Source organism: Paracoccus sp. pheM1, assembly GCF_018499825.1.
GTDB lineage: Bacteria > Pseudomonadota > Alphaproteobacteria > Rhodobacterales > Rhodobacteraceae > Paracoccus > Paracoccus versutus.
In genome coordinates this window covers 1122803-1149293 of the sequence record NZ_JAGXCX010000001.1, presented here as the reverse complement: position 1 = coordinate 1149293, position 26491 = coordinate 1122803, and the positions used below count along the sequence as shown (strand labels likewise).

Genomic DNA, 26491 nt, shown 5'->3' with positions numbered 1-26491 from the left:
CAGGTGTTTCCTTTCATCTGTCGCTGGGTCGTATCCAGCGCAGCCGCTGATCCGGCGAGGCGGTGGCGGTGGCCGGAACCCCGCCTGAGTAATTCCTAGGCGGGGACCCCGTTCAGCGCACGAGGTTCCCGCCCTCAGCCCTTGAACCGGGAAGCGCCCGGAGGTTCCGGGAGATACCGCAGGGCTGCCAATGCCATCTCCGCATTCACGCCTGCCGGCAGATCGACGGTATCTCCCTCAGCAATATGCATCAGTCGCGCCCGCAGCGTGTTCCAGCTGAGGGGGCGGCCGGTCGTCATCTTGGCCATCACGACCCGCCCGATGGTGAAGGCAACCATGTCCGGGCTGTTCAGGTAGTCAGGCCCTTTGCGCCGATATCCGCTGGTTGCGTGCATGGTCCCATGGGAGGTCACCGCTTGCCTCCTGTCATCCATGGCCGGATCGCGTCCAGAGCCGCCGCCGATCCGGCGAGGCTGAAGCGGTGGCGCTTGTCGCCGAAGCCGATCTCGACCCATTCCGCCCGCCGGACATTGTGGACGAAGAGATTGGTCGCGCCCATGCCGGCGGTGTCGAAATTGCTCAGCAAGATGTCGCCACCATCAGCGACGAAATTCAGCTTCTCGCCATTCGAGAACAGGATGCTGACCCGCTCGCCCGCCTCGGCGTTGCGGCCGTCCAGCGTCACGCTGACGCGGCAGTTGTTGAAGTCGCAAGTGCCGTTGGCGTCGAGGTCGTTCATCTGGTCGGTGCGGGTGATCCAGATCTCGTTGCCGCGCACCCGGCGCGGGCTGACCTCGCCGGTCTCGTTGGTGAAGGTCCAGTATTCCGCGCCGCCCTCGACGGAGGCCTCGAAATACCAACCGGCAGCGAAGGCCGGGCTGGCAAGGGCGATCAGCGCGGCCGTGAACAGGTGCTTCATGCTTCCAAATCCTCCGGGGGAATGTCGATGCCGGCATCCGCCAGCGCCTATGCGATCAACTGGCTCATGGTGATGTCGCGCCGCAGTGCCTGCGATCCGCAGGGATCTGTGCGCCTCGGCGCTGAGGCAGATCGAGGTGCGCTTCGGGCCGCCGGTTGGTTTCCGCTTCGCGGCTCTCATCGATACCAACCCTCCTGCATCCGGGGGATCACGTAGCGCAGGAACAGGCCGACACCGCCGGCGAACAGCATGAAGGGCGACAGGAACAGGAAGGCGATCAAGCCGTCGAATGCCGTCGTTTGGTCATCGACTGATGCAACCCAGGTGCCAAAGACTATACCGGCAAGAACGAAGAATGCGGCCACGCCGAGCATGAAGGTCGATGCCTGGCGCCAGCTTTCGACCGAGCGACCCCACACCCCGCGGATCGCCCCGCAGGCGTGGCAGGTGGAGGCCTCGGCGTGAATCTCGGTCATGCAATGCGGACATTGTTGGGGCATGAAGGGCTCCTGGATGTCGAATGAATGTTAAAACAGGTAGAGTTAAAAGCGTCGACGCACAATAGCATTGTGCATGAAGACGACGCCCAAGAGCCCTCTGCGAGACATCGTGGCGCGCAACATGCGCAGGCTGCGGGCCGAGCGCGGCTGGTCGCAGGAGTATTTGGCGCACGAATGCGGGTTGAACCGAACCTATCTCAGCGCGGTGGAGCGGTCGGAGCAGAACATCTCCATCGACAACATATATCGCGTGGCACAGGGTTTAGGGGTGGAGAGTTGGACATTGCTGAAGGCCGAGTAGTCGGTGGTAAGGGCGGAAAGCAGACATTCACCGCGCCTCGAACCAACAACGGCGATGCGCATTAGCCGACATCCGGGATTTCCTGATGGTATCGCACTGAGGCAGTACGTATCCCAGCGCTCCCATTGAAAGTAGACACAATTGCGATCTGCGCAGCATTTGCCACTGGCGGCCTATCTCGGCCGAACTAACTGAGCCTATACAGGGGATTCCCATTGGACAAATGCGATCACCAATTAGCCGAGTGTGATGCCTAACATCCGTAGCGCCGCAATCTCTACAGTTGGGAGGATGGCTAAAATCGCCGCATCGCCATCGGTAAAGTTTTCAAAGATCATGTCCTTCTCTCCTGCATGAACAACAGCGCAGCGAATCTGATAAATGAGCGCGGCACCGCTCTGCCACTTACCTTGGCCATTCGCCTTTTTATTATCCAATCGCTTAAAGAGAGCTGTCACAAAGCGATTAGTATTTTTAAGATCATTAAGGTTTGTCCAGCATTCTTCGAATAGTTCCTTGTGGGGCTCGGCAAGCGCGACGATCTGGCTGAGTTCTGACTGAAGAGCGTTCGATGCAGCGCTCAATGCTAAGGCTGGCTCTGCGTCGAAGTTATCTAACAACCTTTTTTTCACATCCGCGAGGAAAAGCGCCTCCATCACGCGATAAAGTTCCAGAAAGCGAAATTTCAGGGGAGAGGTGGCATAGGAGTTCAATAGGCAGTCCAACGCGACTCTCGCACCCCTCCCTGCTCCTGGTGCAATGAACGCGCTTGCGGCATCATCGAATACGGTCGTCTCTCCGACCATCGGGTTTTCCGCGGCGGCGGCAGCCTTTCGAAAATCTGCGCAGGCGTTTGCAGAACCGATTATTAACTCGTTACCTCCAGCCAGGACCGCAGCGTGATGCTCCGGCGAGAGGCCAGCGATTGCTCTGACTAGTGCCTTCTCCATGTCGGTAGGCAGCTTATCCTTCCAGCCTACTGGGAAACCAACAATCTCAGCACGACCTTCAATTGCGTGTTCTACGGTCCAGTACACAGGCCGCCGGAATTCCCGGACTGTTAGGGTAACAACAGGCGGATCTTCGTCCCCGGCGAGAATGGCCGCCGCCACAGCTGCTGCCTCTTCTCCAAGCTCGATAGAGCCAATGACAATGGGCCGTGTAGGATCAATGTCACCGACGCCCCCCAAAGCGTCACGAAGGTGCATGTTTCACGCCACGCTGGCTGATTGGACCCAGCAGTCCATCATGCTGCTGGTCCCGTCCTGCATAATGTACTCACGGACGGCTCGGAACACGAGCCCACGGGTCCACTCACCGACGTTGCTGCGTTTGGTGTCGACCGTCCTTCGCACCTGCTCGAAGGTTTCGACACCGAGAGCTTTAGCCGCGTCGCCCTGGGCCTCCTCGATCAGCTTGGCCATGGCCGTCGGCAGACGCTCGTTCAGTGTTTCATTTTTGTGGGCGAACCCGATTGCAGCAGCGAAGCCAAGCACTACGGTGTCATTTCCGAAGAAGCGATGCTGTTCATCTCCAAGAGCTTGGTCAAGTGCAAGTAGCCATTCTACAAACTGCCGGAAACCGTCTCTCTGATTACCGTCTTCAGATGTCAAATCGATACCGAGAGATTCCAGGGCTTCGTCGACCACCATAGTCTCGACGACAAGGTTGGTTCTGTCGACGTTGGGGCTTCGCTGCATCCAAGCCTGAAAAGCCTGAGCAAGTGTGGAGAGGTGGTACTGCCCAGGACGGACTCGACGCTTGTGATCCTTGACACGAAAAATCTCGATGCCGTTCAGATCCTGAAGATCGTTGGCAAGACCCCCTGATAGAATGTCGATCTGGTGCTTCATCGACATCGGACGCTGGCCCGCGTTGAGCAGCAACATGCGGTAAGCAAGCGGGAAAAATGCAATGTTGACCCAGATCTCTAACCTAAGGGATCTCTTCAGGAATGGCTCGCGCTCCTCTGGACCGAGTTCGTCAAAAGTCTGACGGAGTGCATTGGTGCGCTGAAGGCCGTCGATGATGTCGAAGCTATCCGGATCACTCCGAGATATTACCCCCTGCAATGCATTTAGATCCTCTTGCGTCGCTTTAATAAACCCTATGTTCATATCGTATTTATCCAAAGCTGATTGGTCGACACCCCTGACCGCGAGCACGATAGTGGGCAGGATGCAACCGAGTTTTAGATCTGCACGAAGGTTCTTGTAGGGCTTGGATCCCCGGATAATATCTCTCTGGATCGCGAGGTTCTCTTCCGAGCCGAGTGTCTTTTCGAGATACCATTCATAGTCTGCGCGAGCGCTTACCATAAAGTTCTGAATCCGGTTGTCGTAATCTATTCCGATCACTTCAAACTGCATGAAATCACCCGCTCGCCACTAGTGGTGTTTGAATAGTCGACGCATACTGATGCGCCATCTTTTTTGCACCATGCCCCGTGCCGTACGAAAGGTCCAGTTGCGCATACCTTTTGCCGTTTCGAATACCGTTTGTCGAGGGTAGTCTGCACCACCTCGTCACCGGCGGAGTGCTCCGTAGCTACACCTAGCACAACTGACCGCTCAGAGACGCCTACAAATCTTCCCCGCGTTGTGCAGCAACGGCGGCTTTGGGCCGGGGATTGTTCGCGCTCGCTACGAGGCTGAGCAGCAGCAGTCCCCTCGGGTGGCGTTCTACCGACCGTCATCGGGCTCTTCAGCGAGAGCACGCCGATAACGCAGGCTGTACTCCGTGTGCTCCCAGACCGCATCGGCAATATCCCCTCGTGTGTACTGGGCAGAGGGATTTCCGGTAAGCTGCCGTCTTTCTTCACGCTCGGCAAGCACCCTGATGACAACTTCTTGGATGTCGTTGTAGGAGAGCCGTTCCTCACCGGCGTAGATATGCTTCGCAAGGTGCTCCGCCAGCCGAAATGCGTCGTCAAGGATCGGTTCATGGTCGATGCAGCGTGTGCGCCCGGTCAGGATGAACTCGGCATCAACGTCTGTTGTTGCCGCGATTCGTCTCAGTACTTCGGCGGGCACCTTGGCTGTTTCCTGCGTTTCGTAGGATATGTAAGTGCGCTTCGGGATGCCTAGCCGCTTCGCCATCTTTTCTTGGGAGATACCTTTAGGCCCGATCTGTTGCCTTACTTGCCTGAGGATAGCGCCGACCGGCGCGACAGGTGCGCGCTCACTCTGCACGTCTGGCGAATCAAAATCGGCGGTTATCCAATCGTCCCAGTCGAGATCGTCATCATCAAAGCTGAAATCCACGGCTGCTTCTGGCAGTTTCCCGTCCATCTCGCGACATCTCCCTGCAAAAGGTGCAAGTTTCTGCACTAAAATAAGGACCATTTTCCAAAGTCTTGACCAAAGCGAACCTTGCGTGGTTTCCAGCCTACAGGAAAGGAGACCTGCCATGTCGAAAATTTTCGATCTGGGCCGCACCCCCGAGGAGTGGTCGGCAAAGCTTCGCCCGCGCGGTGTCGAGCTGTCGCCACGGACGCTAAGGTCCAAGGCGCGGGAACACGGACAGTATTTTTCCATCGGGCGCGCCATCTTCATCACCCCCGATCAGATGGATGAGATCCTGCTGCGGGAAGCCGACCGCACATCGCGCTTTGCAGAGCTTCAGCACAACAGCGGTCCGAAGGGGGGATGACATGCCGGCACCAACTACGACTCAGGCTGCAATCCGCCGGGCGCTGGAAGCGGCTAAAGATATCGGGCTGAACGTCGCTGGCTATACTGTGGCGAAAGACGGTACGATTTCAGTGACGTTAGCCGGGGCCGAAGCCGGGCAACATGCACGTCCTGCGCTCCGTCAGACCGCCCCGAAATCCTGGGCAACGAGGTAAACCGTGAGAGTGGACTTCCCCGGATTGTTGATCGAAAGCCATCGCAACGGCTCTCCTCGCTATCGCGTCCGCGTCGAGGGTCGGAAGCATGTTCGTATTCACCTTCCGGTCGGACCGGAGGACAAGGACTTTGCCCACTACTATCACGCTGCGCGAGCAGGCGAGAGATGGTCTCCGTCTGAGCCGAAGGCGGTCAAGGGCTCGATTGACTGGCTCTGCGCCGAATACCTGTCCTTTGTCGCGCGGATGGTCGAGGCCGGGCAGATGTCGCCCGCAACGCTGAAGCAGCGGCGCAGCGTCTTGCGCCGTCTCTGCGACTATTCGGGTGAGGGCAGCGTGCGCTATGGCGATTTCGACATGGATGCCCCCGCTGCCGCTTTCATCGAAATCCGGGATGCCTGGGCTACGCATCCGGGCGCCGCGGATAATCTCATCAAGACTGTTCGGGCGGTCTATACGTGGGCGCAGGAGCGCGAGTACATCAGGCACAATCCGGCGGCGGCGATAAAGGCCATCAACGTCAATCCTGCTGGTGGCGCCGTCCCTTGGTCCGTCGCCGACCTGAAGAAATTCCGCGAACATCATCCGAAGGGAACGGCCGCGCATCTGTGGCTCACGCTGCACGCCTTTACCGCTTGCAGGATAGGAGATGCGATCTGGCTCGGCCGTGCACAGGAGGTGATGCGCGACGGACAGCTCTGGCTGGACTGGCAACCCAGAAAGCGCGGTTCAGCCTTCGTTTCCATTCCTATGATGCCGCCCCTGATCGCAGCCACACGTTCATGTGATGGCCCGGCATACCTTCTGAACGACAAGGGCAAGCCCTTCGCCAGCGTCGAGGCTCTACGCGTACGGGTCCAGCGTTGGTGCAGCGCGGCAGGGATACCGGATCGCTCGTCGCACGGCATCCGCAAAGCGGTGGGAGAGATGATGGCCCAGAACGGGTGCTCGCAGTATCAGGTCATGGCGGTCATGGCTCATACCCAGGCCAAGACCAGCGAAATCTACACCAAGGGTGCTGAACGACAAATTCTTGCGGCGGATGGCGTTAAGGTGCTGGCCGCGCTAGACTGGTGAGTGTCCCGCAGCATGGATTTGCGGGACACATATGGCAACAATCGCTGAGGGAAATGAGGGAATGGGATTCCAGGGTCGCCCACCACTTCTTCCAGATCAGCGACTTGGGTGGTGAGCTTCGCGGCTTGGGCATGATGCCGGCTGCGGCGCGCAGGGCAGCGGCCGGCCGGTGGGCCACAAGGCGCCCCCTGGCCTTGCCAGGACGCTTTTGCGGTCCCGAAAATGCGGCGCAAATCCCCTGCCGGCAGAAAATCCTGAAGCGGATTTGAACTTTTCTCACAGAACTGTATAGTATCGCCCACCGAAATCGGGGCGCATGCCCCATTCCACGCAACAGGGTCGCAATCGACCCGCGGAGGTGACCGGCGTCGCGCGTCGGTTGGTTTCGCCCCCTGCGCCGCGTCACGCGTGCGCGTTGAAAATCCGGAGATCATGTTTGATGGGCAAATTTCTTGCTTCGACTACGCTTGCCTTCGTGGCGCTGACCGTCCCCGCGCTTGCTGCGGATGAAGAATGCGGCAGCATCACCGTCGCCGAAATGAACTGGGCCTCGGCGGGATTGGCGGCTTGGGTCGACAAGATCATTCTTGAAGAGGGCTATGGATGCGACGTGGGGCTGGTCGCGGGCGATACCATGCCGACCTTCGCCTCGATGAACGAAAAGGGCGAGCCGGACATGGCGCCCGAACTGTGGGTCAACGCGGTCAAGGAACCGCTGGACCAGGCGGTGGAAGAGGGGCGGATCGTCATCGCCTCGAAGATCCTGTCCGACGGCGGGGTCGAGGGCATCTGGGTGCCGACCTGGCTGGCCGAGGAACACGACATCCGCACGCTCAAGGACGCGCTGGAGCATCCCGAGCTGTTCCCCGGTGCCGAGGACGGCAGCAAGGGCGCCTGGTTCGGCTGCCCCTCGGGCTGGGCCTGCCAGGCGATCAACCGCAACCAGTTCATCGGCTCGGGCGCGGCGGAAAAGGGGTTCGAGCTGGTCGATTCCGGCTCGGCCGCGGCGCTGGACGGCTCGATCGCGCGGGCGGCGAACCGCAACGAAGGCTGGCTGGGCTATTACTGGGCGCCCACCGCCATCCTGGGCCAGCATGACATGACCCGGCTGGAGCTGGAGGCCGATTTCGACCGCGAGCGCTGGGACAGCTGCATGGTCAAGCCCGATTGCGCCGAGCCCGAGGTCACGGAATGGCCGGTCTCGGACGTCTATACCGCCGTGACCAGGGAATTCGCCGACAAGGCCGGCGTGGCCATGGACTATGTCGAGTCCCGCGCCTGGAGCAACGACACCGTCAACGAGATGCTGGCCTGGATGGTCGAGAACCAGGCCAGCAACGAGGACGCCGCCTATGAGTTCCTGGAACGGCACGAGGAGATCTGGACCCGCTGGGTGCCCGCCGAGGTCGCCGACAAGGTCAAGGCCGCCCTGTAACCCGCGCCTTCGCGCCTGACGGGCAAGGCCGCCGCCGCGGTCTTGCCCCTTTCCATTTCCAAAGGACGAACGACATGGACCTGATCCGTTTCCCGGAGATGAGCCGCGGGAGCCTGCGCGCGATGCGCCAGACCATCGACGGCGGCTTCCGGGACTTCACCCGCGCCTGGGGCGACACGCTGGAGGCGATCTTCGCGCCGCTGCAAGACCTGCTGACCCTGATCGAGAACCTGCTGATCCGCTCGCCCTGGATCCTGGTGCTGGCGGTGCTGGCGGCCGGGATCTGGCTGCTGAGCCGAAGCTGGAAGATCGCGCTGGGTTCGGTGCTGGCGCTGCTGGTGGTCGGCTATTTCGGCATGTGGGAGGACACAATGCGCACCATCGCCATGGTCGCGGTCTGCACTCTGATCGCCGTGGTGGTGGGCATTCCCATCGGCATCCTGATGGCGCAGTCGAACCGCATGAACGCCATGGTGACGCCGATCCTCGACATGATGCAGACCATGCCGAGCTTCGTCTACCTGATCCCGGTGGTGATGATCTTTGGCCTGGGCAAGGTGCCCGGCGTGATCGCGGTGGTGATCTATGCCATCCCGCCGGTGATCCGGCTGACCAACCTGGGCATCCGGCAGGTGGCGGCGGATGTGCTGGAGGCGGCCGAGGCCTTTGGCTCGTCGAGTTGGCAGAAGCTGCGCGACGTGCAACTGCCGCTGGCGCTGCCGACGATCATGGCGGGCGTCAACCAGACCATCATGATGAGCCTCGCCATGGTCGTCGTCGCCTCGATGATCGGGGTGCGAGGCCTGGGCCAGCCGGTGCTGCAGGCGATCAACCAGCAATATTTCACCATGGGGGTGATGAACGGCCTGGCCATCGTCGCCATCGCCATCATCATGGACCGCACCACGCAGGCCTATGGCAAGCGGCTGCAAAAGCACACGGAGGCCGGCAAATGACCGAGGCGGGCACGCATGACATCGAGATCCGCGACCTTTACAAGATCTTCGGCCCCGAGGCCGGCCGCCATGTCGAGGCGGTCAAGGCCGGGCTGACCAAGACCGAGCTGAACGACCGGCACAATCACGTCCTGGGCCTGCAGGACATCAACCTGACCATCCCGCATGGCCGGATCACGGTCATCATGGGGCTGTCGGGTTCGGGCAAGTCGACGCTGATCCGGCACATCAACGGGCTGATCCGGCCGACGGCGGGGCAGGTGCTCTATGACGGGCTGGACGTGGTGACGATGACGCCGGCGCAGCTGCGCGACTTCCGCCGGCAAAAGACGGCGATGGTGTTCCAGAAATTCGCGCTGCTGCCGCATCGCACCGTGCTGCGCAACGTGGCCTATGGGCTGGACATCCGCGGCATCGCCGAGGCCGAGGAGCGCGCCCGGCACTGGATCGGCCGCGTCGGCCTGCAGGGCTACGAGGAATATTATCCCCGCCAGCTTTCCGGCGGCATGCAGCAGCGCGTGGGCCTGGCGCGGGCCCTGGCCAACGATGCCGAGATCCTGCTGATGGACGAGGCGTTTTCGGCGCTGGACCCGCTGATCCGCATGGACATGCAGTCGATCCTGCTGGAATTGCAGCAGGAACTGCGCAAGACCATCATCTTCATCACCCATGACCTCGACGAGGCGCTGCGGCTGGGCGACAAGATCGCCATCCTGCGCGACGGCGCCATGGAGCAGGTGGGCGACGGGCAGGAGATCGTGCTGCGCCCCGCCAACGCCTATATCGCCGAATTCGTGCGCGAGGTGAATCGCGGCCGCATCATCGAGGCGCGCACCATCGCCGCGCCCGCCGCCGAGGGGCGCGAACTGCCCGGCTTTGCCGTCAAGGCGCGTTCGCGGCTGGACCTAGTCGCGCGCCGCATGACCAAGGCCGGCGTGTCCGAGGCGCAGGTCCGCGACGGCGACAGGCTGGTCGGGATCATCGACCTGCCCTCGATCCTGGAGGCGATGGTCAACCCGGCCGATGCGGCCAGCGACGACTGAGGCCCTGCGCCCCTGACCCAGGCCCGCGGCAGGGTGGAAATCCTGCCGCAAGCCTGGCCTGCTGCCCCACCTGCCGCGCCTCCCGCGTCGATTTTATATCAGATTTTAAGTCAGCATATAGCTTTCTGTAAAAGTCACCCCCGGCTTATCCCGATAAGTTCCGCCAATCTTGAGGGGAGAGAGCCTGCTTGCGAGGAGAGAAGGGGGAGACGACCATGCAAACGGCAACGAATGCAGAAGCGGGGCCGGTCCGGCCCGAGGACGAACGGCTGGGCCTTGCCGCCAACCTGGCCTATGGCATGCAGCACATCCTGACCATGTATGGCGGCATCGTGGCGGTGCCGCTGATCGTCGGCCAGGCCGCCGGCCTGTCGCCTGCCGACATCGGGCTGCTGATCACGGCATCCCTGTTCGCCGGCGGCGTCGCGACCATCCTGCAAACCATCGGCCTGCCATTCTTTGGCTGCCAGCTGCCGCTGGTGCAGGGGGTTTCCTTTGCCGGGGTGGCGACGATGATCGCCATCTCGGGGAATGGCGGCATACAGGCGATCTTCGGCGCGGTCATCGTCTCGTCGCTGCTGGGCCTGCTGATCACGCCGATATTCTCGCGCATCACCCGCTTCTTTCCGCCGCTGGTGGCGGGGATCGTGATCACCACCATCGGCCTGACGCTGATGCCGGTCGCGGGTTCCTGGGCGATGGGCGGCGACCGCAACGCGGCCGATTACGGCAGCCCGGCCAACATCCTGCTGGCGGGCCTGACGCTGGCCATCGTGCTGCTGCTCAGCAAGGTCGGCAATGCCGCCATATCCCGGCTGTCGATCCTGCTGGCGCTGGTGATCGGCACGGCCATCGCCTATGCGACCGGCATGACCGATTTTTCCCAGGTCGGGCAGGGGCCGGTCTTCGCGCTGCCGCAGATCTTTCATTTCGGCTATCCGACCTTCGGCGTCGCGGCCACCATCTCGATGTTCATCGTCATCCTCGTGACCCTGGTCGAGACCTCGGCGGATATTTTCGCCGTGGGCGAGATCGTCGAGACCAAGGTGGACGGGCGGCGGCTGGGCGACGGGCTGCGCGCCGACATGCTGTCGAGCATGCTGGCGCCGGTCGTCGGCTCGTTCACGCAAAGCGCCTTTGCCCAGAACGTCGGCCTGGTGGCCGTGACCGGCGTCAAGAGCCGCTATGTCGTGGCGACGGGCGGGCTGATCCTGGTGGCGCTGGGGCTGTTCCCGGTCATGGGCCGGATCGTCGCGGCGATTCCCAGCCCGGTGCTTGGCGGCGCCGGCATCGTCCTGTTCGGGACGGTCGCGGCAAGCGGCATCCGCACCCTGTCCAAGGTCGATTACGCCAACAACATGAACCTGATCATCGTGGCGACCTCGATCGGCTTCGGCACCATCCCGATCGTGCTGCCGACCTTCTACCACCAGTTCCCGGCCTGGGTCGAGACGATCTTCCATTCGGGCATCAGCTCCTCGGCGCTGATGGCGATCACGCTGAACCTTCTGTTCAACCATTTCACGGCCGGCAATTCCGACCAGCCCTCGGTCTTCGGTGCCGCGGCGGAACGAACGATCCGCTACACCGACATCGCCCAGCTCGAGGACGGGGATTATTTCATGGACGGCCGGCTCTACGACGCGAATGGCAATGAGGTGCCGCTGGTCCGCCCGGCCAGCCACTGACTGCGAGGCGGGCCGCCTTGCCGGCGGCCTGCCTGAACCGCCGCCTCTTCGCGGCATGTTCCCGGCCACCCACGGGCGCGCGCCTGCATCGGGCGGGCGGCATCAGGCTAGCCGTGCAAGGGGATCAAAGGCAAAGGGGGCGATGGCAGCCCGTAGGGGAGTCGAACCCCTCTTTTCAGGTTGAAAACCTGACGTCCTAACCGATAGACGAACGGGCCATGCCTGCGCCTGCGCTTCGGCCGGCGACACGGCTGCTCTTAGGCCAGCTTCGGCGGCTGCGCAAGGGGCCGCGGCGCATTCCCCTGTGGGTAACTCGCGGCCGGCGCCGTCAGCCCTCGCGCACGCCGCGCATCAGCATCAGCGCGACCGCCGAGCAGACCAGCGTCGCCAGCACGATCGGCCGCGCCGTGCCGTCGTAAAGCAGCCCGACCGGCGCCGCGATCAGCACCGCCCCCAGCGTCGAAAGCGCGCCGACGACCGAGGCCGCCATCCCCGCCACATGGCCCATGCGCTGCAAGGCCATGGCGTTGAGGTTGCCGAAGGTCACGCCGGCCATGAAGAACACGCTGACCGCCCAGAAGAAGAAGGCCGGAAAGCGCAGCGCCTCGGGCAGCAGGTCGCAAAACACCAGCACCGTCATTGCGCCCGAGACCACGACCTGCATGGCATAGGCCCAGCCCACGATGCGCCGCATGCCCAGCCGCACGACATAGCGCGCGTTCAGCACCGTGCCGCTGCCCGACAGCAGGGCCATGGCGGCGAACCACAGCGGGAAGCTTTCGCCCTTGCCGTAGGTGTCGACGAAAAGCTGCTGGGCCGAACTCAGCAGCGCGAACATCTGCCCGAAGCCCAGCGTCATCACCACCGTCACCAGCTGCACCTGGCCGTTGCCCATCACCTCGCGCGCCGAGGCTGCCAGGCTGCGCAGGTTCAGCGGCCGGCGCGCGGCCTCGGGCAGGGTCTCGGGGCGGCGCAGGTTCAGCCACAGGCTGCCGATCAGCGCCAGCACCACGAAAGAGCCGAACACCCCGCGCCAGCCGACGAAATGGATCACCACCGCCCCGATCGAGGGCGCCACCGCCGGCACCAGGATGAAGACCATCATCACGAAGCTGGTGATCCGCGCCATCTCGCGCCCCTGGTACAGGTCGCGCACCATGGCCAGCGCCACGATGCGCGGCGCGGCGGCGCCGATGCCCTGCACGAAACGCGCCGCCAGCAGCAGGTCCAGCGAATCGGCAAAGATCGCCGCCACGGCGGCCAGCGCGTAAAGCGCGAAGCCGGCGGTGATGACCGGCTTGCGCCCCAGCGCGTCGGAAAGCGGCCCGCCGATCAGCAGGCCCAGCCCCAGCCCGCCGACGAAGGAGGTCAGCACAAGCTGCGCACGGTTGACGTTCTGGGGCGTCAGGGTGGCCGCGATCTCGGGCAGGGCCGGCAGCATGGAATCGATCGAAAAGGCGATGACGGCGAAGATCAGCGCCAGCATCGCGATGAACTCCGGCAGGGGCTGGCCGCGGGTCGGTTGGGGATTGGGCATGATGTCTTCCATCGGTGGACCTTCGGGGCGTAACCTCGCAAGCCCCTGGGTTCAACCCCTGCGGGCACCCCGCCTGATCCCGGCCCTTTCGCCTACAGGAAGCGGATTTCCCCCGTGGCGGTGCCGTGCATCGCGGCCACCACCACGATTTCGCCGGCATGGCCATGTCCTTCAGCGTCGGGCTTTCCGCAAGGATATTGGCCACGGTCAGTTCGGCATTCTTCTCGGCCACCTGCTGCACCAGCGCCTTGTCCTTCGAGGTGCGATTGGCCGGGGCGACCGCCGCGATGGCCGGTTCGATCCTCTGCAGCACATGCGTCAGATTGCCCAGTTCGACCTTGTCGATGGCGCCCTTGGCCGCGCCGCAGGCGCTGTGCCCCCAGCACGACGATGGCCCTGGAGCCCGAGACCTTGCAGGCAAATTCAAGGCTGCCGATGATGTCGGTGTTCACATAATTTCCGGCGATGCGCGCGGTGAACAGGTCGCCGACCTTCTGGTCGAAGACCAGTTCCGGCGGCACGCGGCTGTCGATGCAGCCCACGACCGCGGCAACGGGATATTGCCCTTCCGAGGTTTCGCGCGCCATCGCGTTCAGGTCGCAATGCTGCACCGCCCCGGCGGCAAAGCGGGCATTGCCCTCTTGCAGCGCGGCGATGACATCGCGGGGGTCATGTCGGCCTGGCGCTCCTTCGTCGGCATGACGCAGGCGGTTTCTGCCATGCCCGCGCCGGCGGAGGCCGGCGTGAACGAAGCGGTGGTGCAAAGAAACATGCGGCGGTTCATCATGGGGTAACCGCCCGGTTGCGACCATCTGCCTGAGTTTGGGCGGATCGGCTATGGGAGGTGCATAACGACGTCGTTAACGACGTGTCTTATGCGGGGTTGAGGATGCGTGGCGATGTCCTTGGGTTGGAACGGCGGCGGCGGTGGGATGACGAGGAGAAGCTCGGGATCGTGCTGTCGGTTGGCGCCGATGGCGCGACGGTCACGCAGGTGGCGCAGCGCCATGATGTGACGCGCCAGCAGATCTACGCCTGGCGGCCCGAGCTGAAGAAGAAGGGGCTGCTGTTTCCGACCGCCGATACGCTGTTTCTGCCGATCTCGGCGCCTGAGCCGATGGAACCGGCTTTGCCGGAGGCGGCGCTGGCCAGTCCGACCGCACCCGATCCGCAGGTCGAGTTGGTTCTGGCCAATGGCCGCTGCCTGCGCTTCGCGCCAGATCTGGAGCCTGCTGTTCTGGTGCGGCTGATCCGGGTGTGGAGGCGGCATGATCGGCCCCGGAACCGGTGTCAGGGTCTATCTGGCCTGCGGCGTGACCGACATGCGCAAGGGGATCGAGGGGCTGGCGGCGCTGGCCCGGGACGTGCTGCGCCAGAAGCCTGCCAGCGGCGCGGTCTTCGCCTTCCGCGGCCGTCGCGGCGACAGGCTGAAGCTGCTCTATTGGGACGGCCAGGGCTTCTGCCTCTACTACAAGATCCTGGAGCGGGGCTGCTTCCCTTGGCCCGGCAGTAGCGAAGGATCGATGCGCCTGACTTCGGCGCAGCTTGCCATGCTCTGGGAAGGAATTGATTGGCGCAGGCCGGATTGGGGCGCGCCGCCTGCGCGGGTCGGATGAACCGGAAGACGTTGTTTTTATGGCTGTTCGGACCGATCCGTGTTATCAGATCGCATGTCGAGCATGGCCGAACATCTGCCGGATGATCCTGCGCTTCTGAAGGCGCTGATTGCGGCCTTGCAGGCCGGGAATGCGCAGATATCGGCGACCCTGCGCGCCCCTGACCATCTGATCCAGACCCTGCGGGCGCGGATCGCCAAATTGCGCAAGCAGGTCTTCGGCCAGTCATCGGAGAAGATCGAACGCGAGATCGCACAGCTGGAACTGGCGCTTGAAGACCTCATGGTCGCGACAGCCGAAAGCAGCGCGGCCGCCGCCGAGGATGCCCCGGAAGTCAAGACCATCGCCGAGCCCGATACAGAGGACCGCCCCACACGCCGCCGCCCGCGGGTCTCGGCGGATACGCCGCGCGAGCGTCAGGAACTCGACCCCGGCAGCTGCTGCCCCGATTGCGGCGGCGACCTACGACTGGTGGGCGAAGACACCAGCGAGATGCTGGATCTGGTTGCGGCGCAGCTGAAGGTCGTGCAGATCGCCCGGCTCAAGAAGTCCTGCCGCCGCTGCGAGCACAGGGTGCAACCGCCCGCGCCCAGCCGTCCGATCCCCGGCAGCATGGCGGGCGCGGGGCTGCTTGCGCATGTGCTGGTCTCGAGGTTCGACGATCATCTTCCCTTGTATCGCCAGAACGAGATCTTCGCCCGCATGGGTGCGGACATCCCCGACAGCACTCTGGTCGACTGGTGCGGCCGGGCGATGCGGGTGCTGCAGCCGCTGATCGATCGCATCGAGATGTCGGTGATGGCCAGCGATCTGCTCCATGCCGATGACACCCCGATCCGGGTGCTCGACCGGTCCTTGCGCGACCGCGGCCTCGGCAAGGGGGTGAAGAAGGGTCGGATCTGGGCCTATGTCCGCGATCAGCGGCCCTGGTCCGGCTCAGCGCCACCCGGCGTGACCTGTCACTTCGCGCCGGACTGGAAGGAAGAGCATGTCCGCCATCACCTGCGACGGTCCAGCGGCATGCCTCACAGGCAGATGGCTACAAGGGCTACGCCAAGCTCTACCTTCCCGAACCGGACGGCAGCTCGGCCCGCTTCCGCGAGGCCGCGTGCTGGGCGCATCTGCGACGGGACTTCCATGGCGTCTGGCAATCCACCAAATCCGAGATCGCCCGCGCAGCCCTTGATCGGATCGGGGCGTTCTACGACATCGAGCGCGACATCACCGGCCAGACTGCCAAGGCGCGCCATGCGGCCCGCCAGACGCTGAGCAAGCCGCTGGTCGAAGCGTTCTTCGACTGGTCCGGGGTGCAGCTACGCCGGCTCCCCGGCAAGAGCGATCTCGCGAAGGCCTTCCGCTATGGCCTTAGCCGCCGCGCGGGCTTCAGCCTGTTCCTCGACGATGGCCGCGTTGTCATCGACAACAATCCGGCCGAGAGGGCCCTGCGGCCCATTGGAATCGGCAGGAAAAACTGGCTCTTCGCGGGTGCCGAGACCGGCGCCGCGACTCTCGCCCGCGCCATGACCCTGATCGAGACGGCCAAGATGAACGGCCTCGATCCGCAGGCCTATCTGGCCGACATCCTGGACCGCATCCACGACCACAAGATCAACCGGCTCGACGAACTGCTCCCCTGGAACTGGGCGCCACCGGCAGCACCGCGGGCGGCAGCCGCCTGATCATCGGCAAGCCGAGGCGGTAGAAACCGAGCGGTTACATCATAGGTTACTCCTCCCGTTGTGTTCATGGGCTCACAGCCCAAGGAGGTCGGGCGCGCAGACTGCACCGGACCAGACTGCACCGGACCAGACTGCACCGGACCAGACTGCACCGGACCAGACTGCACCGGACCAGACTGCACCGGACCAGACTGCACCGGACCAGACTGCACCGGACCAGACTGCACCGGACCAGACTGCACCGGACCAGACTGCACCGGACCAGACTGCACCGGACCAGACTGCACCGGACCAGACTGCATTGCTTTGCAAAATTTTTCCTGAATGATCGCTTTCTGGCCAAAGAATCGGATTCGGCCTAGCGTCCATGTTGTCGCAGGGTGGTCATCGCCTCGGGGGAAATCAGCAGGCCCCGGCCCGTCGCTGGGCCGGTCCTGCTTGCCCGGCCGCTGCGCTGCGGTCATGGCGGCTTGGCGCACAGGTCCATTGCGCCCGCCCGTCACAGAGCTATATCTGGCACATGAGCGCGTCCCTGAACCTGATGAAACTCTGCGTCGGCTGCGACGATCCCGCCGAACTCGCCGCCTGGCAGAAGCACCGTTTCGGCGGCGGCCCGGCCCGCCATGTCACCCGCATGTGGCCCAAGCGCGAGGCCGAACTGCTGGACGGCGGCTCGATCTACTGGGTGTTCAAGGGTGTGATGCAGGCCCGCCAGCGCATCCTGGAGCTGCATGAGGTGCAGGGCGAGGACGGCATCCGCCGCTGCGCGCTGATCCTTGCCCCCGAGTTGGTGCGTGTCGCGGCCGTGCCGCGCCGTCCGTTTCAGGGCTGGCGCTATCTGCCCGGCGCCGAGACCCCGCCCGACCTGCCGGCAGGCCGCGGGGCCGAGCCGGACCTGCCCCCCGAAATCGCCAGGGCGCTGGCCGAGATGGGCCTGCGCTGAGCCATCCGGGAAGGCATGCCGAAAGCCGGCAATGCGCTTTCCCTAGGTGGCGCGGCAAAAATTTCCCATGGCGGGGCGGAAAACCCTCTCGACAGGCGCGTCGGGCTTTCGCAGTCTCCAGGTCTCCAGGTCTCCAGGTCTCCAGGTCTCCAGGTCTCCAGGTCTCCAGGTCTCCAGGTCTCCAGGTCTCCAGGTCTCCAGGTCTCCAGGTCTCCAGGTCTCCAGGTCTCCAGGTCTCCAGGTCTCCAGGTCTCCAGGTCTCCAGGTCTCCAGGTCTCCAGGTCTCCAGGTCTCCAGGTCTCCAGGTCTCCAGGTCTCCAGGTCTCCAGGTCTCCAGGTCTCCAGGTCTCCAGGTCTCCAGGTCTCCAGGTCTCCAGGTCTCCAGGTCTCCAGGTCTCCAGGTCTCCGAGGGGGCTGTTGTATCCCACCCCAGCTTCCTGCGTGACCAGGTCCTGCCAGCACATTCCAGCGTCTTGGGCACCCGGAAACCTCACCTGGGATCCCGCGCCGACAGGCTTGACCCGGCAGAGCCTCGCCGTTTCCGGTGGCGTGGCGTGGCGTGGCGTGGCGCTGGAATCCGCTGCCAAATCCTGCGGCTGCAAGCCCTGGCGGGTGTTCCCTGCCGGGCAGAGCGTGCCAATCCGACGCAAGCGGGCACAGAAACCCCACCGGGCGCAGTGGCGTATCGCCCATCGCGGCCGAGGCGCGGTCCACGGCATGGCTCTGCAGGGGCCGGCAACCGACTGGGGAACCCTGATCAGCGTCTCGGGCGGTCCGCCCATCGCGGTTGCCGCGCCCGCACCCGACGCGGTCGGGCCTGGTGCCGGTTTTCGCCAGCAGGGCGGTCGCGATCCGCGCGTCCGGCCGGCTCGGGTCGTCCCGGCGCGCCTGTCGGCCCCGCGACCTGCACTCGGATCATCTGCCCTGGTCATGGCGCCGGCCGGCGCGCACCGTTTCATTGCGCACAAGCCAGAGGCCGTAGAAAAACATCGGCAGGACGAAGCCCACGGAAACGCCCAGTCGATGCAGAAAGGGCAACGCGACAGCCGGGTCTTCCGGCGCGCCGAAGCCGCCGAAGCCGCCGAAGCCGAGGACCAGGATGTTCCACAGGCAATGCAGCGCCATCGCCGGGACAAGCGACCGGCACCGGATGCGAAGGGCCAGCCAGCCGGTCCCGGACAGCGCGGCCGCGACGGACTGCACGATGCCGCCCTGCATGTCCCCAGTGCCGGCGACATCGGCCATGTGGGCGATTCCGAAAATCCCGGAAACGGCCAGAAAGGCCGGCCAGAACGGCATCGCCTGGCGCGCCGCGCCCCATAGCACGCCCCGAAAGGCAAGCTCCTCTGCGATGCCGATGGCGGTCATGTTGACCACTACATGGATCGCCGCCGCTTGCATTCCCTGGCCCGCCGCCCCGACCAGGGCCGCCATGGCGGCGAGATGCAGAAGCGGAAACCAGAGGAGCCGCCCGAGGGTGCGCCAGTCGGGCCACCGCAGCCCAGGCCGATCCAGCGCAGCAGCCGCACGGCAAGCAGCAGGAATGCCAGCGCCGCAAGGTTTTTCATGGCAGGGTGGTGGTCGTCGCCTGTTTCCGCGAAACCGGGGCATCGCGCGGCATCAGGCCGATGCTGGTCGTCAACACCAGCCGGGCCGCAACGACGCAAAGCGCGACGGCAAGGCGGCCGAGCCCGCCGGATCGCGACCCGGTCTCAAAAGCCTGGGTCAATCCTTTGTCCTTTCCCCGATCCGCCCTGCCGTGGCCGGTCGATCCGTCCCGACCTGCATCGCATCCGTTCTCTCCCGCCTGGAAGTCGATCCGCAAGGCGGCTGTGACCGCATGGTCCCCTCCGTTCCGTGTGAGCGCCCGGCATAGCGGGCGCCGATCGTCGCCGTCGGGCTGAGCGGCATCTCGAAACCGGCTTCGACAAGCAGGCGGCGCGCGCGACGAGGCTGCCGGCGACGGCAAAGGCATCGCCGGCGGCAAATCCGTGGATCGAGCGCGGCACCGGATCGCCGAAGACATGCTGCCAGCCGATCATCCCGCTGGTCCTGACGCGGAACCTGTCCAGGTCATGCGCGGCCTCGGTCCGCTGGCCCAGGGTCAGGACGGTGGCGGAGAGGGCGGCGGCCCGGCCCGCAAGCGCGCTCTCGCCGCCGGATTCGGCGAACCCGTCCCCGCACGTCCGCAGGTGGGCCAGGCCGAGGAAGGGCTCATGGCGGATGGTGCCGCGATCGAGCCTGTAGGCCAGTTTCCCGACGGCCTGGAGGGTGCTTCCTCCATAGGTGGCATGCAGGGTTTCGGACAGGTCCGGCAGCACGACCGCGCGCCCCGTCTGGATGCGGTGTCCGGCACGCAGCAGGCCAAGCCGCAGGTCCAGCCCGCCCCATTCGCCGCCGGCATGGAGGCCGGCATGCCAGGTTCGGGCCCTGGCGGTCGAGGCGCGTCCGGCGGCCGTCGCGCCGGTCCGGCTCCAGCCGGCCATGACGCCGACCCGCCAGTCGCCCAGCGGCCCGTCGAGCCCAAGAAGCAGCCCCTCGCTGTCCTGTTCAAGCGCGGCGGCATTGCGCCCGCCCTGCCGAGCGGCCGATGATCCATGGCCCCGCGCCCAGAACGCGCTGCCGGGATATGTGCCGGCCGCAAGGCGGAACCTCTCGGCGAAGGCGAGGCGGGAAAACGGCCCTCCTCGAACAGCAGGTCCAGCGCCGAGGCATGGATTTCTCCCGACAGAAGGTCCAGCCCGCGGCGCACCGCATTCTCGTCGCTCATCAGCGCGACCGTGTTCCATACCGCGTAGCCGCGGGGCAGGGCATCGATCCCCCGGCCGGTCGCGGACTGGTTGGCCGTGCGCGCGAGCGATGCGAAGGAGACGTCGTTTCGCACCAGCTCCAGCGTGACGTCATTGCCGTCCCCGCCGGCATGGTTCAGCTGCGGGTCAAGGAACAGGAGGTTCCTGTCCACCGCGGCGAAGGTTCCGCTTACGGCGCCGGTCCCCTGGTTGTCGATGATGGTGAAGGGGTGGGCGATTGCGCTCCAGCCCTCGGCCGCAGCGGGCGAGAAGCGCGGCTCGATGGTCGATCCGGCAATGTCGACGCGGCCCTGCACCACCGACCCGCCCACGGCCTCCGGGGCGCCGTCGATCTGCAACGTGCCGCGCAGGACATAATCGCCCAGGACCGCCTGCCGGCCCAGGCCGTCGCCCGGAGCGTGGACGCCCCCGGGCGGCGATGGTGACGGCGGCTCCCGCGTCGCCGAGCGTGCCCGAGCCGCCCAGCGTCCCGCCCGATTGCACGCTGATCGGGCCGCCCAGCCCGCCGGCGCCCACGGTCAGCCGGCCATCCGTGACCGTGGCGCTGCCGGCGAAGCCCGCATTGTCGCCGGCCAGCGCCAGCGTGCTCGCGCCGAGCTTGTAGAGCTCTCCGCCGCCAAGGATGCCCCGGCCCAGGGTAAAGACGTGGCCGGCCGCGGCGATGTCGAACCCGCCGCCGTCGACGCCCACCAGGACGGTGCGGTCCGTGGCCCGGTAGCTGTCGCCGGTCACGCGCAGGACGCCGCCGTCCAGGGTCAACGCGCCCCCGGCCTGGCCAAGCGCGCCGTCGGCGGCGACCGCGACCACGCCGTCCTCGATCCTGGTGCCGCCGGCATGGGTGTTGGCCCCGGTCAGGACCAGCGTTCCGCCCTGGGTCTTGACGATGGCTTACCTTAGCCACAGGGTCATTTCGCATCGTAATGGACCGTAACGTCCGGTGGAGCTTGGAGTGACAGGCATGGCCTGGGATTTTCAGAGCCTTTTCCGGCGGCACGCGCCGGGGATCGCCCGCTCGCTGCGCAGGCGAGGGCTGGATGCCGAAGCTGCGGCGGACCTGACCCAGGACACCTTCGCGAGGGTCATCGCCAGGGGGCCCGCCCAGGATGTTTCCGACTACCTGTCGAGGGCCTATCTTTACCGAGTGGCGCGCAATCTGGGCATCAACCACGCAAAGCGGCAGGCCTTGGTGCTTTCGCTGCCGCTGGAGCAATCTGAAGCCCAACGGGCACTCGCCCGCGAGCCCGACGCAGAAACGATCCTGGCCTCTCGTGAGCAGTTGCGGCTGGTGGCTGCCGTCCTGGCCGAGTTGCCGGAACGCCAGCGGTGCGCATTCCTTCTGCACCGGGTCGAAAATTGGCCCATCGCGCGCATCGCCGAGGAGATCGGGTTGTCCCCGACCCGCACATGGGAGTTGGTCCGTGATAGCTATCGCCGGATCGTGCTGCGGACAGGGGGGCTCTGAGATGGCCTCCGCATCCGAGAAACGGCCGGAACTGGACGACCGGACATCCCGCCTGCTGGACGAGGCCATCGACCTGGTGATCCGACGGCAGAACGCGCAGGAGAACTTTGTGACGCTTCAGACGATTTCGGCCTGGCGCGGGCGCAGCGCAGAGCACGAGCGCGTCTGGCAGTGCGTGGCCGAGGCGCATGGGTTGAGCGGTGCCGCCTTGGCCGAACCGGCGAAGCCCCGGCTGACCCGGCGCAATCTGGTGCTTGCGGGGACGCTCGGCCTGGGGGCTGGAGTGTTGGGTGCCTGGGGCTTGCCTTATATGCGATTGCGGTTGCAGGCGGACCAGTTGACCGCCACGGCCGAATTGCTGCCCGTGGAGTTGCGCGATGGCACGCGGATCACCCTGGGTCCGGCCAGTGCCATCGCAATGCCGGACCATGGCGAAACCCGCGCCGTGCGCCTGTTGCGGGGCATGGCCTGGTTCGATGTCGCACCCGATCCGACGCACCCCTTCGTCCTGGAATTGAACGGCGGCGTCGAGACGCGGACGGCAGGGGCATCCTTCGAGGTCTCGCAGGATGCGGGTGTCGTCAACCTTGCCGTTGCAAGGGACGAGGTCGAGTTGATCGGCACATCCCGTTACGGTATCGGCGCCGGGCGCTGGATCCGTCTGGATACCGAGACCGGCCACCCGGAGACCGGCAGCCGCGACGGGGCCATGGCTGGGGCTTGGCGGACGGGGATGGTCGTGGCGGAGGCCGAGCCGCTGGAAACGCTTGTCGCGCGGATCGCACGCTGGTTGCCCGGCCGTGTGATCGTCGCGGACGCTGCGATCGGTCGCGCGCGGATCAGCGGCCTTTTCGACATCTCCGACCCCGAGCGAGCGCTCGAGGCCGCCGTCCGCCCGACCGGCGGCCGGTTGCGCCGGGTCTCGGGTCTGTTGGCGGTCATCTCCAGCGTCTGAACTTTTTTCGATAATCGACCGAATGAATCGCCTGCCCGATTGTATCAGTCATAGGGTCGGGCAATACCCAATGCGCTCCGGCGAGCGAAGGCACGGCACACCCTCCAGTCCAGTTTGACCGAAGGAGAGGCTCGCCATGGCCGAAAGCTCAGTTTACTCAATGCTATATCCAACCGCGATCCGGCCGGCGCGGATGCTGGGGCACTGTTGCTTTCCACGCTGGTCCTGGCGGGCGGAACCATCGTGATCAGCCAAGCGGCATCGGCGCAGGAAAGCGCGCAAAGCGTGGAGTTCTCGATTCCGGCCGGGCCGCTGAGCCAGGCGCTGATGGTCTGGGGACGGCAGGCGGGGGTCCAGATCTCCTATCTGGATGCCGTCACGTCCGGCAAGAGCACGTCGGGCCTAGAGCACGTCGGGCCTTACGGGCAACCTGCGACCGGAACAGGCGCTGGCGCGGCTGCTGTCGGGCTCGGGCCTGCATTACAGCTTTTCCGATCCCCGCAGCGTCGTCATTTCAGGCCGTTCCGCCTCCGCCGGCATGACGGCGCCGGACGGCTCGATCCTGCTGGATACGATCACGCTCAACGCATCCGGTGCGGCGACCGAGGGCAGCGGTTCCTAGGGGGCCTGCGAGGCCAGCATCGCCAGCGGTGCGCAATCGCTAAAGGACGTGCCGCAGTCGGTCACGGTCGTCACGCGGCAGGCGATCGAGGACCCGAACCTGACCACGATGAAACAGGCCATGGCCCGGACGCCCGGCATCGTGGCAACGCGAGAGGCGACCAGCCTTCTATGCGCGTGGCTTCAAGATCAACAACTATCAGATCGACGGCATGGGCTCGGCCTATGAATCGTCCTTCCGGCCGGATTTCGACATGGCGATCCATGATCGCGCCGAGGTGCTGCGCGGCGCCGAGGGGCTGTTTTCCGGCAGCGGAGAACCGGGCGGCAGCGTCAACCTGGCCCGCAAGCGGCCGTCCGAACGGCTCCAGTCCAGCATCGCCCTGTCCTATGGCAGTTGGCAGAATCGGCGGATCGAGGCCGATATCGGCGGCCCGCTGACCCGCGACGGCGCGCTGCGCGGTCGCCTGGTCGCCTGGCAGGACCGGGACTTCTTCTACTCCCCGGGCGATGAGAAGAAGCATGTCCTGTATGGCGTGCTGGAATACGACCTGACGCCCGACACGACCGTCAGCGCCGGGGTCAGCTATCAGCGGCAAAAGGGCAACAAGTGGTTTCTGGGGCTACCGACCTGGGACGATTTCCAGCTTATGGACATTGACGCAGCCGGGCGCTGACCACCGACTGGGCCTATGTCGACCACAGGATCAAGGATGTCTTCGCCACGGTCGAGCATCGGATCAGCCCCGACTGGACGCTGAAGCTCTCGGCCATGCGGCAGAGTTTCGAATCCGACACCATGCGGATCAACCCGACCGGGCCGATCGACCGCGAGACCGGGAATTTCGCCGGTGTCTTTTCCCGCTACGAGGAAACCGGGAACCATTCCAAGGCGGCGGACCTCAGCCTGCAGGGCCAGTTTGGCCTGTGGGGGCGCCAGCACAAGCTGCTGATCGGCGCGGATTGGCGTGAAAGCAATGCGCATCAGTGGATGTATTCACTGGATCAGGTGCTTTATCCCGGCATGGTGGGGCTGGATAATTTCGACACGCTGAACGGCATCGACCCGACCATCCTGTATCCCTGGTATCTGTGGCCTGCTTAACCCGCGACCTGATTCCACGTCTTGCGCAGATCGCGGGAAAGCTGGGCGGGAGAGACCCAATAAACGGCGCAGACAAGCATCGCCTCGGGAGGCAATACCGCGTCGGGATCAAAGAGCCATTCCTCGACACGGGAATGGCCCCACAGCCACGCTTGCGCTTCCTCGTAGCTCGACACCGACTGTGGCGCAAAGACACGACCACGACGCATGTCAGCCCCCGAGTGGGAAGGAGATGCCGGGAAGGACAACACCGCCACAGACGGCGGCATGATAGGCCGGGAACATGGTCGCGGCCACGGCACCAGCCGCACCGAGGACGGGCGGCAGAACCGCTTTGACGATCAACGGGATAAGGGGTTTCACTGTGGACCTCGCAACTGAAAACGACGGAAGGCCCGTCGCAGCCAGTGTTCCTAGATCCCCCTATGGTTGAATTTCCCCGATAACCGGAGTTATGTAATCAAATATACCCCAACTCCCGCCATCACCATCCGGCCTCAGCCGCACAAATCCGCCGTTCCCCGGCTGATCCACCTTCATGATGGCGTGATCGTCGGTTGCGCCGTATTCCCACCCGGCAAGCAACCGCTCGAGCTGTCAAGGAATGCCCGGGCGCGGGCGGCCCTGTCGGAGCCGCTACAACCAGACGGCTCCTAAAAGCACCATCTCGTAGCGGTCCGATTATCATGCGCCCGAGGGCCAGGACAGGCCGCATCGACGCGCAGGCGCGGCATGACGCAAAAGCGCATGCGAACGGATCGGGCCAAGGGAAGCCGGCCCGATCAAGGGCTTCAGGCCATGTTCAGGGCCTGCTTGTAGATTTCCAGCACCGCCTCTTCTTCGGCGACCTGGTCCTTGTCCTTCTTTCTCAGCGAAATGATGGACCTCAGCGCCTTGGTGTCGTAGCCGCGCCCCTTGCTCTCGGCGTAGACCTCCTTGATCTGCTCGGCGATGTCCTTCTTTTCCTGCTCCAGATGCTCGATCCGCTCCACGAACTGACGCAGTTCGTCCGCAGTCACCTGATACGAATCCATTTGCTGCTCCATTTGCTGTTGCGGATCGCGATGCGCGGCGCGCAAGGCCGCGACACCATCTCCATGCTTTCCGCCGCGGGTCTAGGCGGTCTTGCGGCCGGGTGCAATCGCCGCTAGGCCGTCGCTGGCAGACGGAGGCGGAAGATGACGATCTGGGACGGGCTGATCTGGGGCGGAACCGGGCTGACGGTGATCGGGCTCGTTGCGCTGGCATGGTGCATCGTCACCGCCGCGCGGGCCAAGGCGCGGATCTCGGACGACGACCAGATGCGCGCCACCATGCGCAAGGTGGTCGCCGTGAACATGGCCGCGCTGGCCGCGTCGGTCCTGGGGCTGATGCTGGTCGTCCTGGGCATCATGTTGGGCGGCTGAGATGCGGGCCCTGGTCCAGCGCGTCGCCGAGGCCCAGGTCACGGTCGCGGGCCGCAGCATCGGCCGCATCGGGCCGGGCCTGCTGGTGCTGGTCTGCGCCATGCGCGGCGATCCCGAGGACGCGGCGGCGAAACTGGCCGCGCGCGTGGCCAAGCTGCGCATCTTCCGCGACGAGGCCGGCAAGATGAACCGATCGGTCCAGGACATCGGCGGCGCGGTTCTGGTGGTCAGCCAGTTCACGCTCGCCGCCGACACCAGCACCGGCAACCGCCCCGGATTTTCCACCGCCGAGGCGCCCGAGCGCGGCGAGGCGCTGTATCTGCGCTTTGCCGAGGCGCTGCGCGCACTCGGCCTGCCGGTCGAGACCGGCTCCTTCGGCGCCGACATGCAGGTGTCGCTGGTCAATGACGGCCCGGTGACGATCTGGATGGATTCCGCAGACCGCGCTTGACTTTCGCGGCAGGAAGCCTCATTTGCGACGGGTTGCCGCCCGCTGCCGCGTGAGCAGCCGGCGCCCTTGCGCCAAGGTCGGCACCGATTTTCCAGTTTCCCATTCACGCGGGGAGGCTGCGGGCATCACCGTATCCACGC

29 protein-coding genes, 1 tRNA gene and 3 pseudogenes are annotated in these 26491 nt (G+C 64.8%); 18 read left to right on the top strand and 15 right to left on the bottom strand.

Annotated elements, in window-relative coordinates; translation table 11 throughout:
- Window positions 1-134: 134 nt before the first annotated feature.
- From KF941_RS05740 to KF941_RS05730, 3 genes are all read right to left on the bottom strand, one after another.
- Window positions 135-395, bottom strand: coding sequence for a hypothetical protein (locus tag KF941_RS05740; protein ID WP_240540238.1), 261 nt, complete (start codon window positions 393-395; stop codon window positions 135-137).
- 14 nt (window positions 396-409) lie between these two features.
- Window positions 410-919, bottom strand: a complete 510-nt coding sequence (locus KF941_RS05735) for a hypothetical protein (protein ID WP_214272784.1) — start codon at window positions 917-919, stop codon at window positions 410-412.
- A gap of 176 nt (window positions 920-1095) precedes the next feature.
- Entirely contained in the window at window positions 1096-1395 is a 300-nt protein-coding gene (locus tag KF941_RS05730; RefSeq protein WP_240540237.1) for a zinc ribbon domain-containing protein, read from the bottom strand.
- Between the two features lie 97 nt (window positions 1396-1492).
- Here KF941_RS05730 and KF941_RS05725 point away from each other — a divergent pair, with 97 nt between their 5' ends.
- Entirely contained in the window at window positions 1493-1720 is a 228-nt protein-coding gene (locus KF941_RS05725; protein ID WP_214272782.1) for a helix-turn-helix transcriptional regulator, read from the top strand.
- A gap of 236 nt (window positions 1721-1956) precedes the next feature.
- On the opposite strand, the gene KF941_RS05720 is transcribed toward KF941_RS05725, so the two are convergent.
- From KF941_RS05720 to KF941_RS05710, 3 genes are all read right to left on the bottom strand, one after another.
- Window positions 1957-2928: a hypothetical protein gene (locus tag KF941_RS05720; RefSeq protein WP_214272781.1), complete on the bottom strand. Its 972-nt coding sequence runs from the start codon at window positions 2926-2928 to the stop codon at window positions 1957-1959.
- A gap of 3 nt (window positions 2929-2931) precedes the next feature.
- Complete coding sequence (locus tag KF941_RS05715; RefSeq protein ID WP_214272780.1) at window positions 2932-4089, bottom strand: hypothetical protein; 1158 nt, start codon at window positions 4087-4089, stop codon at window positions 2932-2934.
- A 312-nt stretch (window positions 4090-4401) separates the two neighbouring features.
- Entirely contained in the window at window positions 4402-5010 is a 609-nt protein-coding gene (locus KF941_RS05710) for a helix-turn-helix transcriptional regulator (RefSeq protein WP_214272779.1), read from the bottom strand.
- Between the two features lie 118 nt (window positions 5011-5128).
- On the opposite strand from KF941_RS05710, the gene KF941_RS05705 reads away from it, so the two are divergent.
- The 6 genes from KF941_RS05705 (at window position 5129) to KF941_RS05680 (ending at window position 11766) form a co-directional block, all read left to right on the top strand.
- Window positions 5129-5371, top strand: coding sequence for a hypothetical protein (locus tag KF941_RS05705; RefSeq protein ID WP_240540236.1), 243 nt, complete (start codon window positions 5129-5131; stop codon window positions 5369-5371).
- 199 nt (window positions 5372-5570) lie between these two features.
- Window positions 5571-6644, top strand: coding sequence for a tyrosine-type recombinase/integrase (locus KF941_RS05700; protein ID WP_214272778.1), 1074 nt, complete (start codon window positions 5571-5573; stop codon window positions 6642-6644).
- 439 nt (window positions 6645-7083) lie between these two features.
- Window positions 7084-8079, top strand: a complete 996-nt coding sequence (locus tag KF941_RS05695) for an ABC transporter substrate-binding protein (RefSeq protein WP_214272777.1) — start codon at window positions 7084-7086, stop codon at window positions 8077-8079.
- A gap of 74 nt (window positions 8080-8153) precedes the next feature.
- Complete coding sequence (locus tag KF941_RS05690; RefSeq protein WP_036756655.1) at window positions 8154-9035, top strand: proline/glycine betaine ABC transporter permease; 882 nt, start codon at window positions 8154-8156, stop codon at window positions 9033-9035.
- A complete protein-coding gene (locus KF941_RS05685) occupies window positions 9032-10078 on the top strand; it encodes an ATP-binding cassette domain-containing protein (protein WP_036756652.1) in 1047 nt (348 codons plus the stop codon). Before KF941_RS05690 ends, KF941_RS05685 begins: the two co-directional genes overlap by 4 nt.
- 215 nt (window positions 10079-10293) lie before the next feature.
- A complete protein-coding gene (locus KF941_RS05680; protein ID WP_036756650.1) occupies window positions 10294-11766 on the top strand; it encodes a nucleobase:cation symporter-2 family protein in 1473 nt (490 codons plus the stop codon).
- A 143-nt stretch (window positions 11767-11909) separates the two neighbouring features.
- Here the strand turns inward: KF941_RS05680 and KF941_RS05675 are convergent.
- Window positions 11910-11984: transfer RNA gene (locus tag KF941_RS05675), tRNA-Glu, on the bottom strand.
- A gap of 110 nt (window positions 11985-12094) precedes the next feature.
- Window positions 12095-13303 (bottom strand): Bcr/CflA family efflux MFS transporter, encoded by a 1209-nt coding sequence (locus tag KF941_RS05670; RefSeq protein ID WP_214272776.1) that lies wholly within the window; start codon window positions 13301-13303, stop codon window positions 12095-12097.
- A gap of 158 nt (window positions 13304-13461) precedes the next feature.
- Here KF941_RS05670 and KF941_RS27855 point away from each other — a divergent pair, with 158 nt between their 5' ends.
- Window positions 13462-14097, top strand: coding sequence for a hypothetical protein (locus KF941_RS27855; protein WP_240540235.1), 636 nt, complete (start codon window positions 13462-13464; stop codon window positions 14095-14097).
- Between the two features lie 95 nt (window positions 14098-14192).
- A pseudogene (locus KF941_RS27850) lies at window positions 14193-14312 on the top strand (transposase); the annotation flags it as partial.
- A 20-nt stretch (window positions 14313-14332) separates the two neighbouring features.
- On the opposite strand, the gene KF941_RS27845 reads toward KF941_RS27850, so the two are convergent.
- Window positions 14333-14497 (bottom strand): hypothetical protein, encoded by a 165-nt coding sequence (locus KF941_RS27845; RefSeq protein WP_240540429.1) that lies wholly within the window; start codon window positions 14495-14497, stop codon window positions 14333-14335.
- Window positions 14498-14571: 74 nt separating this feature from the next.
- Between KF941_RS27845 and tnpB the strand changes: the two genes are divergently transcribed.
- The 3 genes and pseudogenes from tnpB (at window position 14572) to KF941_RS05640 (ending at window position 17541) form a co-directional block, all read left to right on the top strand.
- A complete protein-coding gene (tnpB, locus tag KF941_RS05655; RefSeq protein WP_214272774.1) occupies window positions 14572-14919 on the top strand; it encodes an IS66 family insertion sequence element accessory protein TnpB in 348 nt (115 codons plus the stop codon).
- 54 nt (window positions 14920-14973) lie between these two features.
- Window positions 14974-16598: pseudogene (locus KF941_RS05650) on the top strand (IS66 family transposase).
- Window positions 16599-17118: 520 nt separating this feature from the next.
- Window positions 17119-17541 (top strand): DUF1489 domain-containing protein, encoded by a 423-nt coding sequence (locus KF941_RS05640; protein WP_072461952.1) that lies wholly within the window; start codon window positions 17119-17121, stop codon window positions 17539-17541.
- Window positions 17542-18456: 915 nt separating this feature from the next.
- Here the strand turns inward: KF941_RS05640 and KF941_RS05635 are convergent.
- The 4 genes from KF941_RS05635 to KF941_RS05620 form a co-directional block, all read right to left on the bottom strand.
- Window positions 18457-18942 (bottom strand): CPBP family intramembrane glutamic endopeptidase, encoded by a 486-nt coding sequence (locus tag KF941_RS05635; RefSeq protein ID WP_276315859.1) that lies wholly within the window; start codon window positions 18940-18942, stop codon window positions 18457-18459.
- Between the two features lie 163 nt (window positions 18943-19105).
- Window positions 19106-19270, bottom strand: coding sequence for a hypothetical protein (locus tag KF941_RS05630; protein WP_214272772.1), 165 nt, complete (start codon window positions 19268-19270; stop codon window positions 19106-19108).
- Window positions 19254-20330 (bottom strand): autotransporter outer membrane beta-barrel domain-containing protein, encoded by a 1077-nt coding sequence (locus KF941_RS05625; protein WP_214272771.1) that lies wholly within the window; start codon window positions 20328-20330, stop codon window positions 19254-19256. The genes KF941_RS05630 and KF941_RS05625 overlap by 17 nt, the downstream gene beginning before the upstream one ends.
- Before the next feature lie 147 nt (window positions 20331-20477).
- A complete protein-coding gene (locus tag KF941_RS05620) occupies window positions 20478-21158 on the bottom strand; it encodes a hypothetical protein (protein ID WP_214272770.1) in 681 nt (226 codons plus the stop codon).
- A gap of 151 nt (window positions 21159-21309) precedes the next feature.
- Here KF941_RS05620 and KF941_RS05610 point away from each other — a divergent pair, with 151 nt between their 5' ends.
- From KF941_RS05610 to KF941_RS05585, 4 genes and pseudogenes are all read left to right on the top strand, one after another.
- Window positions 21310-21813, top strand: a complete 504-nt coding sequence (locus KF941_RS05610) for a sigma-70 family RNA polymerase sigma factor (protein ID WP_214272769.1) — start codon at window positions 21310-21312, stop codon at window positions 21811-21813.
- Window position 21814: 1 nt separating this feature from the next.
- A complete protein-coding gene (locus tag KF941_RS05605) occupies window positions 21815-22768 on the top strand; it encodes a FecR domain-containing protein (RefSeq protein WP_214272768.1) in 954 nt (317 codons plus the stop codon).
- Window positions 22769-23550: 782 nt separating this feature from the next.
- Window positions 23551-24066 (top strand): annotated as a pseudogene (locus KF941_RS05590) (TonB-dependent receptor plug domain-containing protein); the annotation flags it as partial.
- A 95-nt stretch (window positions 24067-24161) separates the two neighbouring features.
- Entirely contained in the window at window positions 24162-24494 is a 333-nt protein-coding gene (locus KF941_RS05585; protein WP_214272765.1) for a hypothetical protein, read from the top strand.
- Here the strand turns inward: KF941_RS05585 and KF941_RS05580 are convergent.
- Together KF941_RS05580 and KF941_RS05575 are read right to left on the bottom strand one after the other, a co-directional pair.
- Window positions 24491-24703, bottom strand: coding sequence for a hypothetical protein (locus KF941_RS05580; RefSeq protein ID WP_140846973.1), 213 nt, complete (start codon window positions 24701-24703; stop codon window positions 24491-24493). The genes KF941_RS05585 and KF941_RS05580 overlap by 4 nt on opposite strands.
- Before the next feature lie 582 nt (window positions 24704-25285).
- The gene (locus KF941_RS05575; RefSeq protein WP_083539266.1) at window positions 25286-25528 is read right to left on the bottom strand and encodes a DUF2312 domain-containing protein; all 243 of its coding nucleotides are present in this window, start codon (window positions 25526-25528) and stop codon (window positions 25286-25288) included.
- A gap of 144 nt (window positions 25529-25672) precedes the next feature.
- Here KF941_RS05575 and KF941_RS05570 point away from each other — a divergent pair, with 144 nt between their 5' ends.
- Together KF941_RS05570 and dtd are read left to right on the top strand one after the other, a co-directional pair.
- Entirely contained in the window at window positions 25673-25900 is a 228-nt protein-coding gene (locus KF941_RS05570; protein ID WP_083539265.1) for a hypothetical protein, read from the top strand.
- A 1-nt stretch (window position 25901) separates the two neighbouring features.
- Window positions 25902-26351 carry a D-aminoacyl-tRNA deacylase gene (gene dtd / locus KF941_RS05565; protein ID WP_214272764.1) on the top strand — a complete coding sequence of 150 codons (450 nt, stop codon included), beginning with the start codon at window positions 25902-25904 and terminating at the stop codon, window positions 26349-26351.
- Window positions 26352-26491 lie beyond the last annotated feature (140 nt).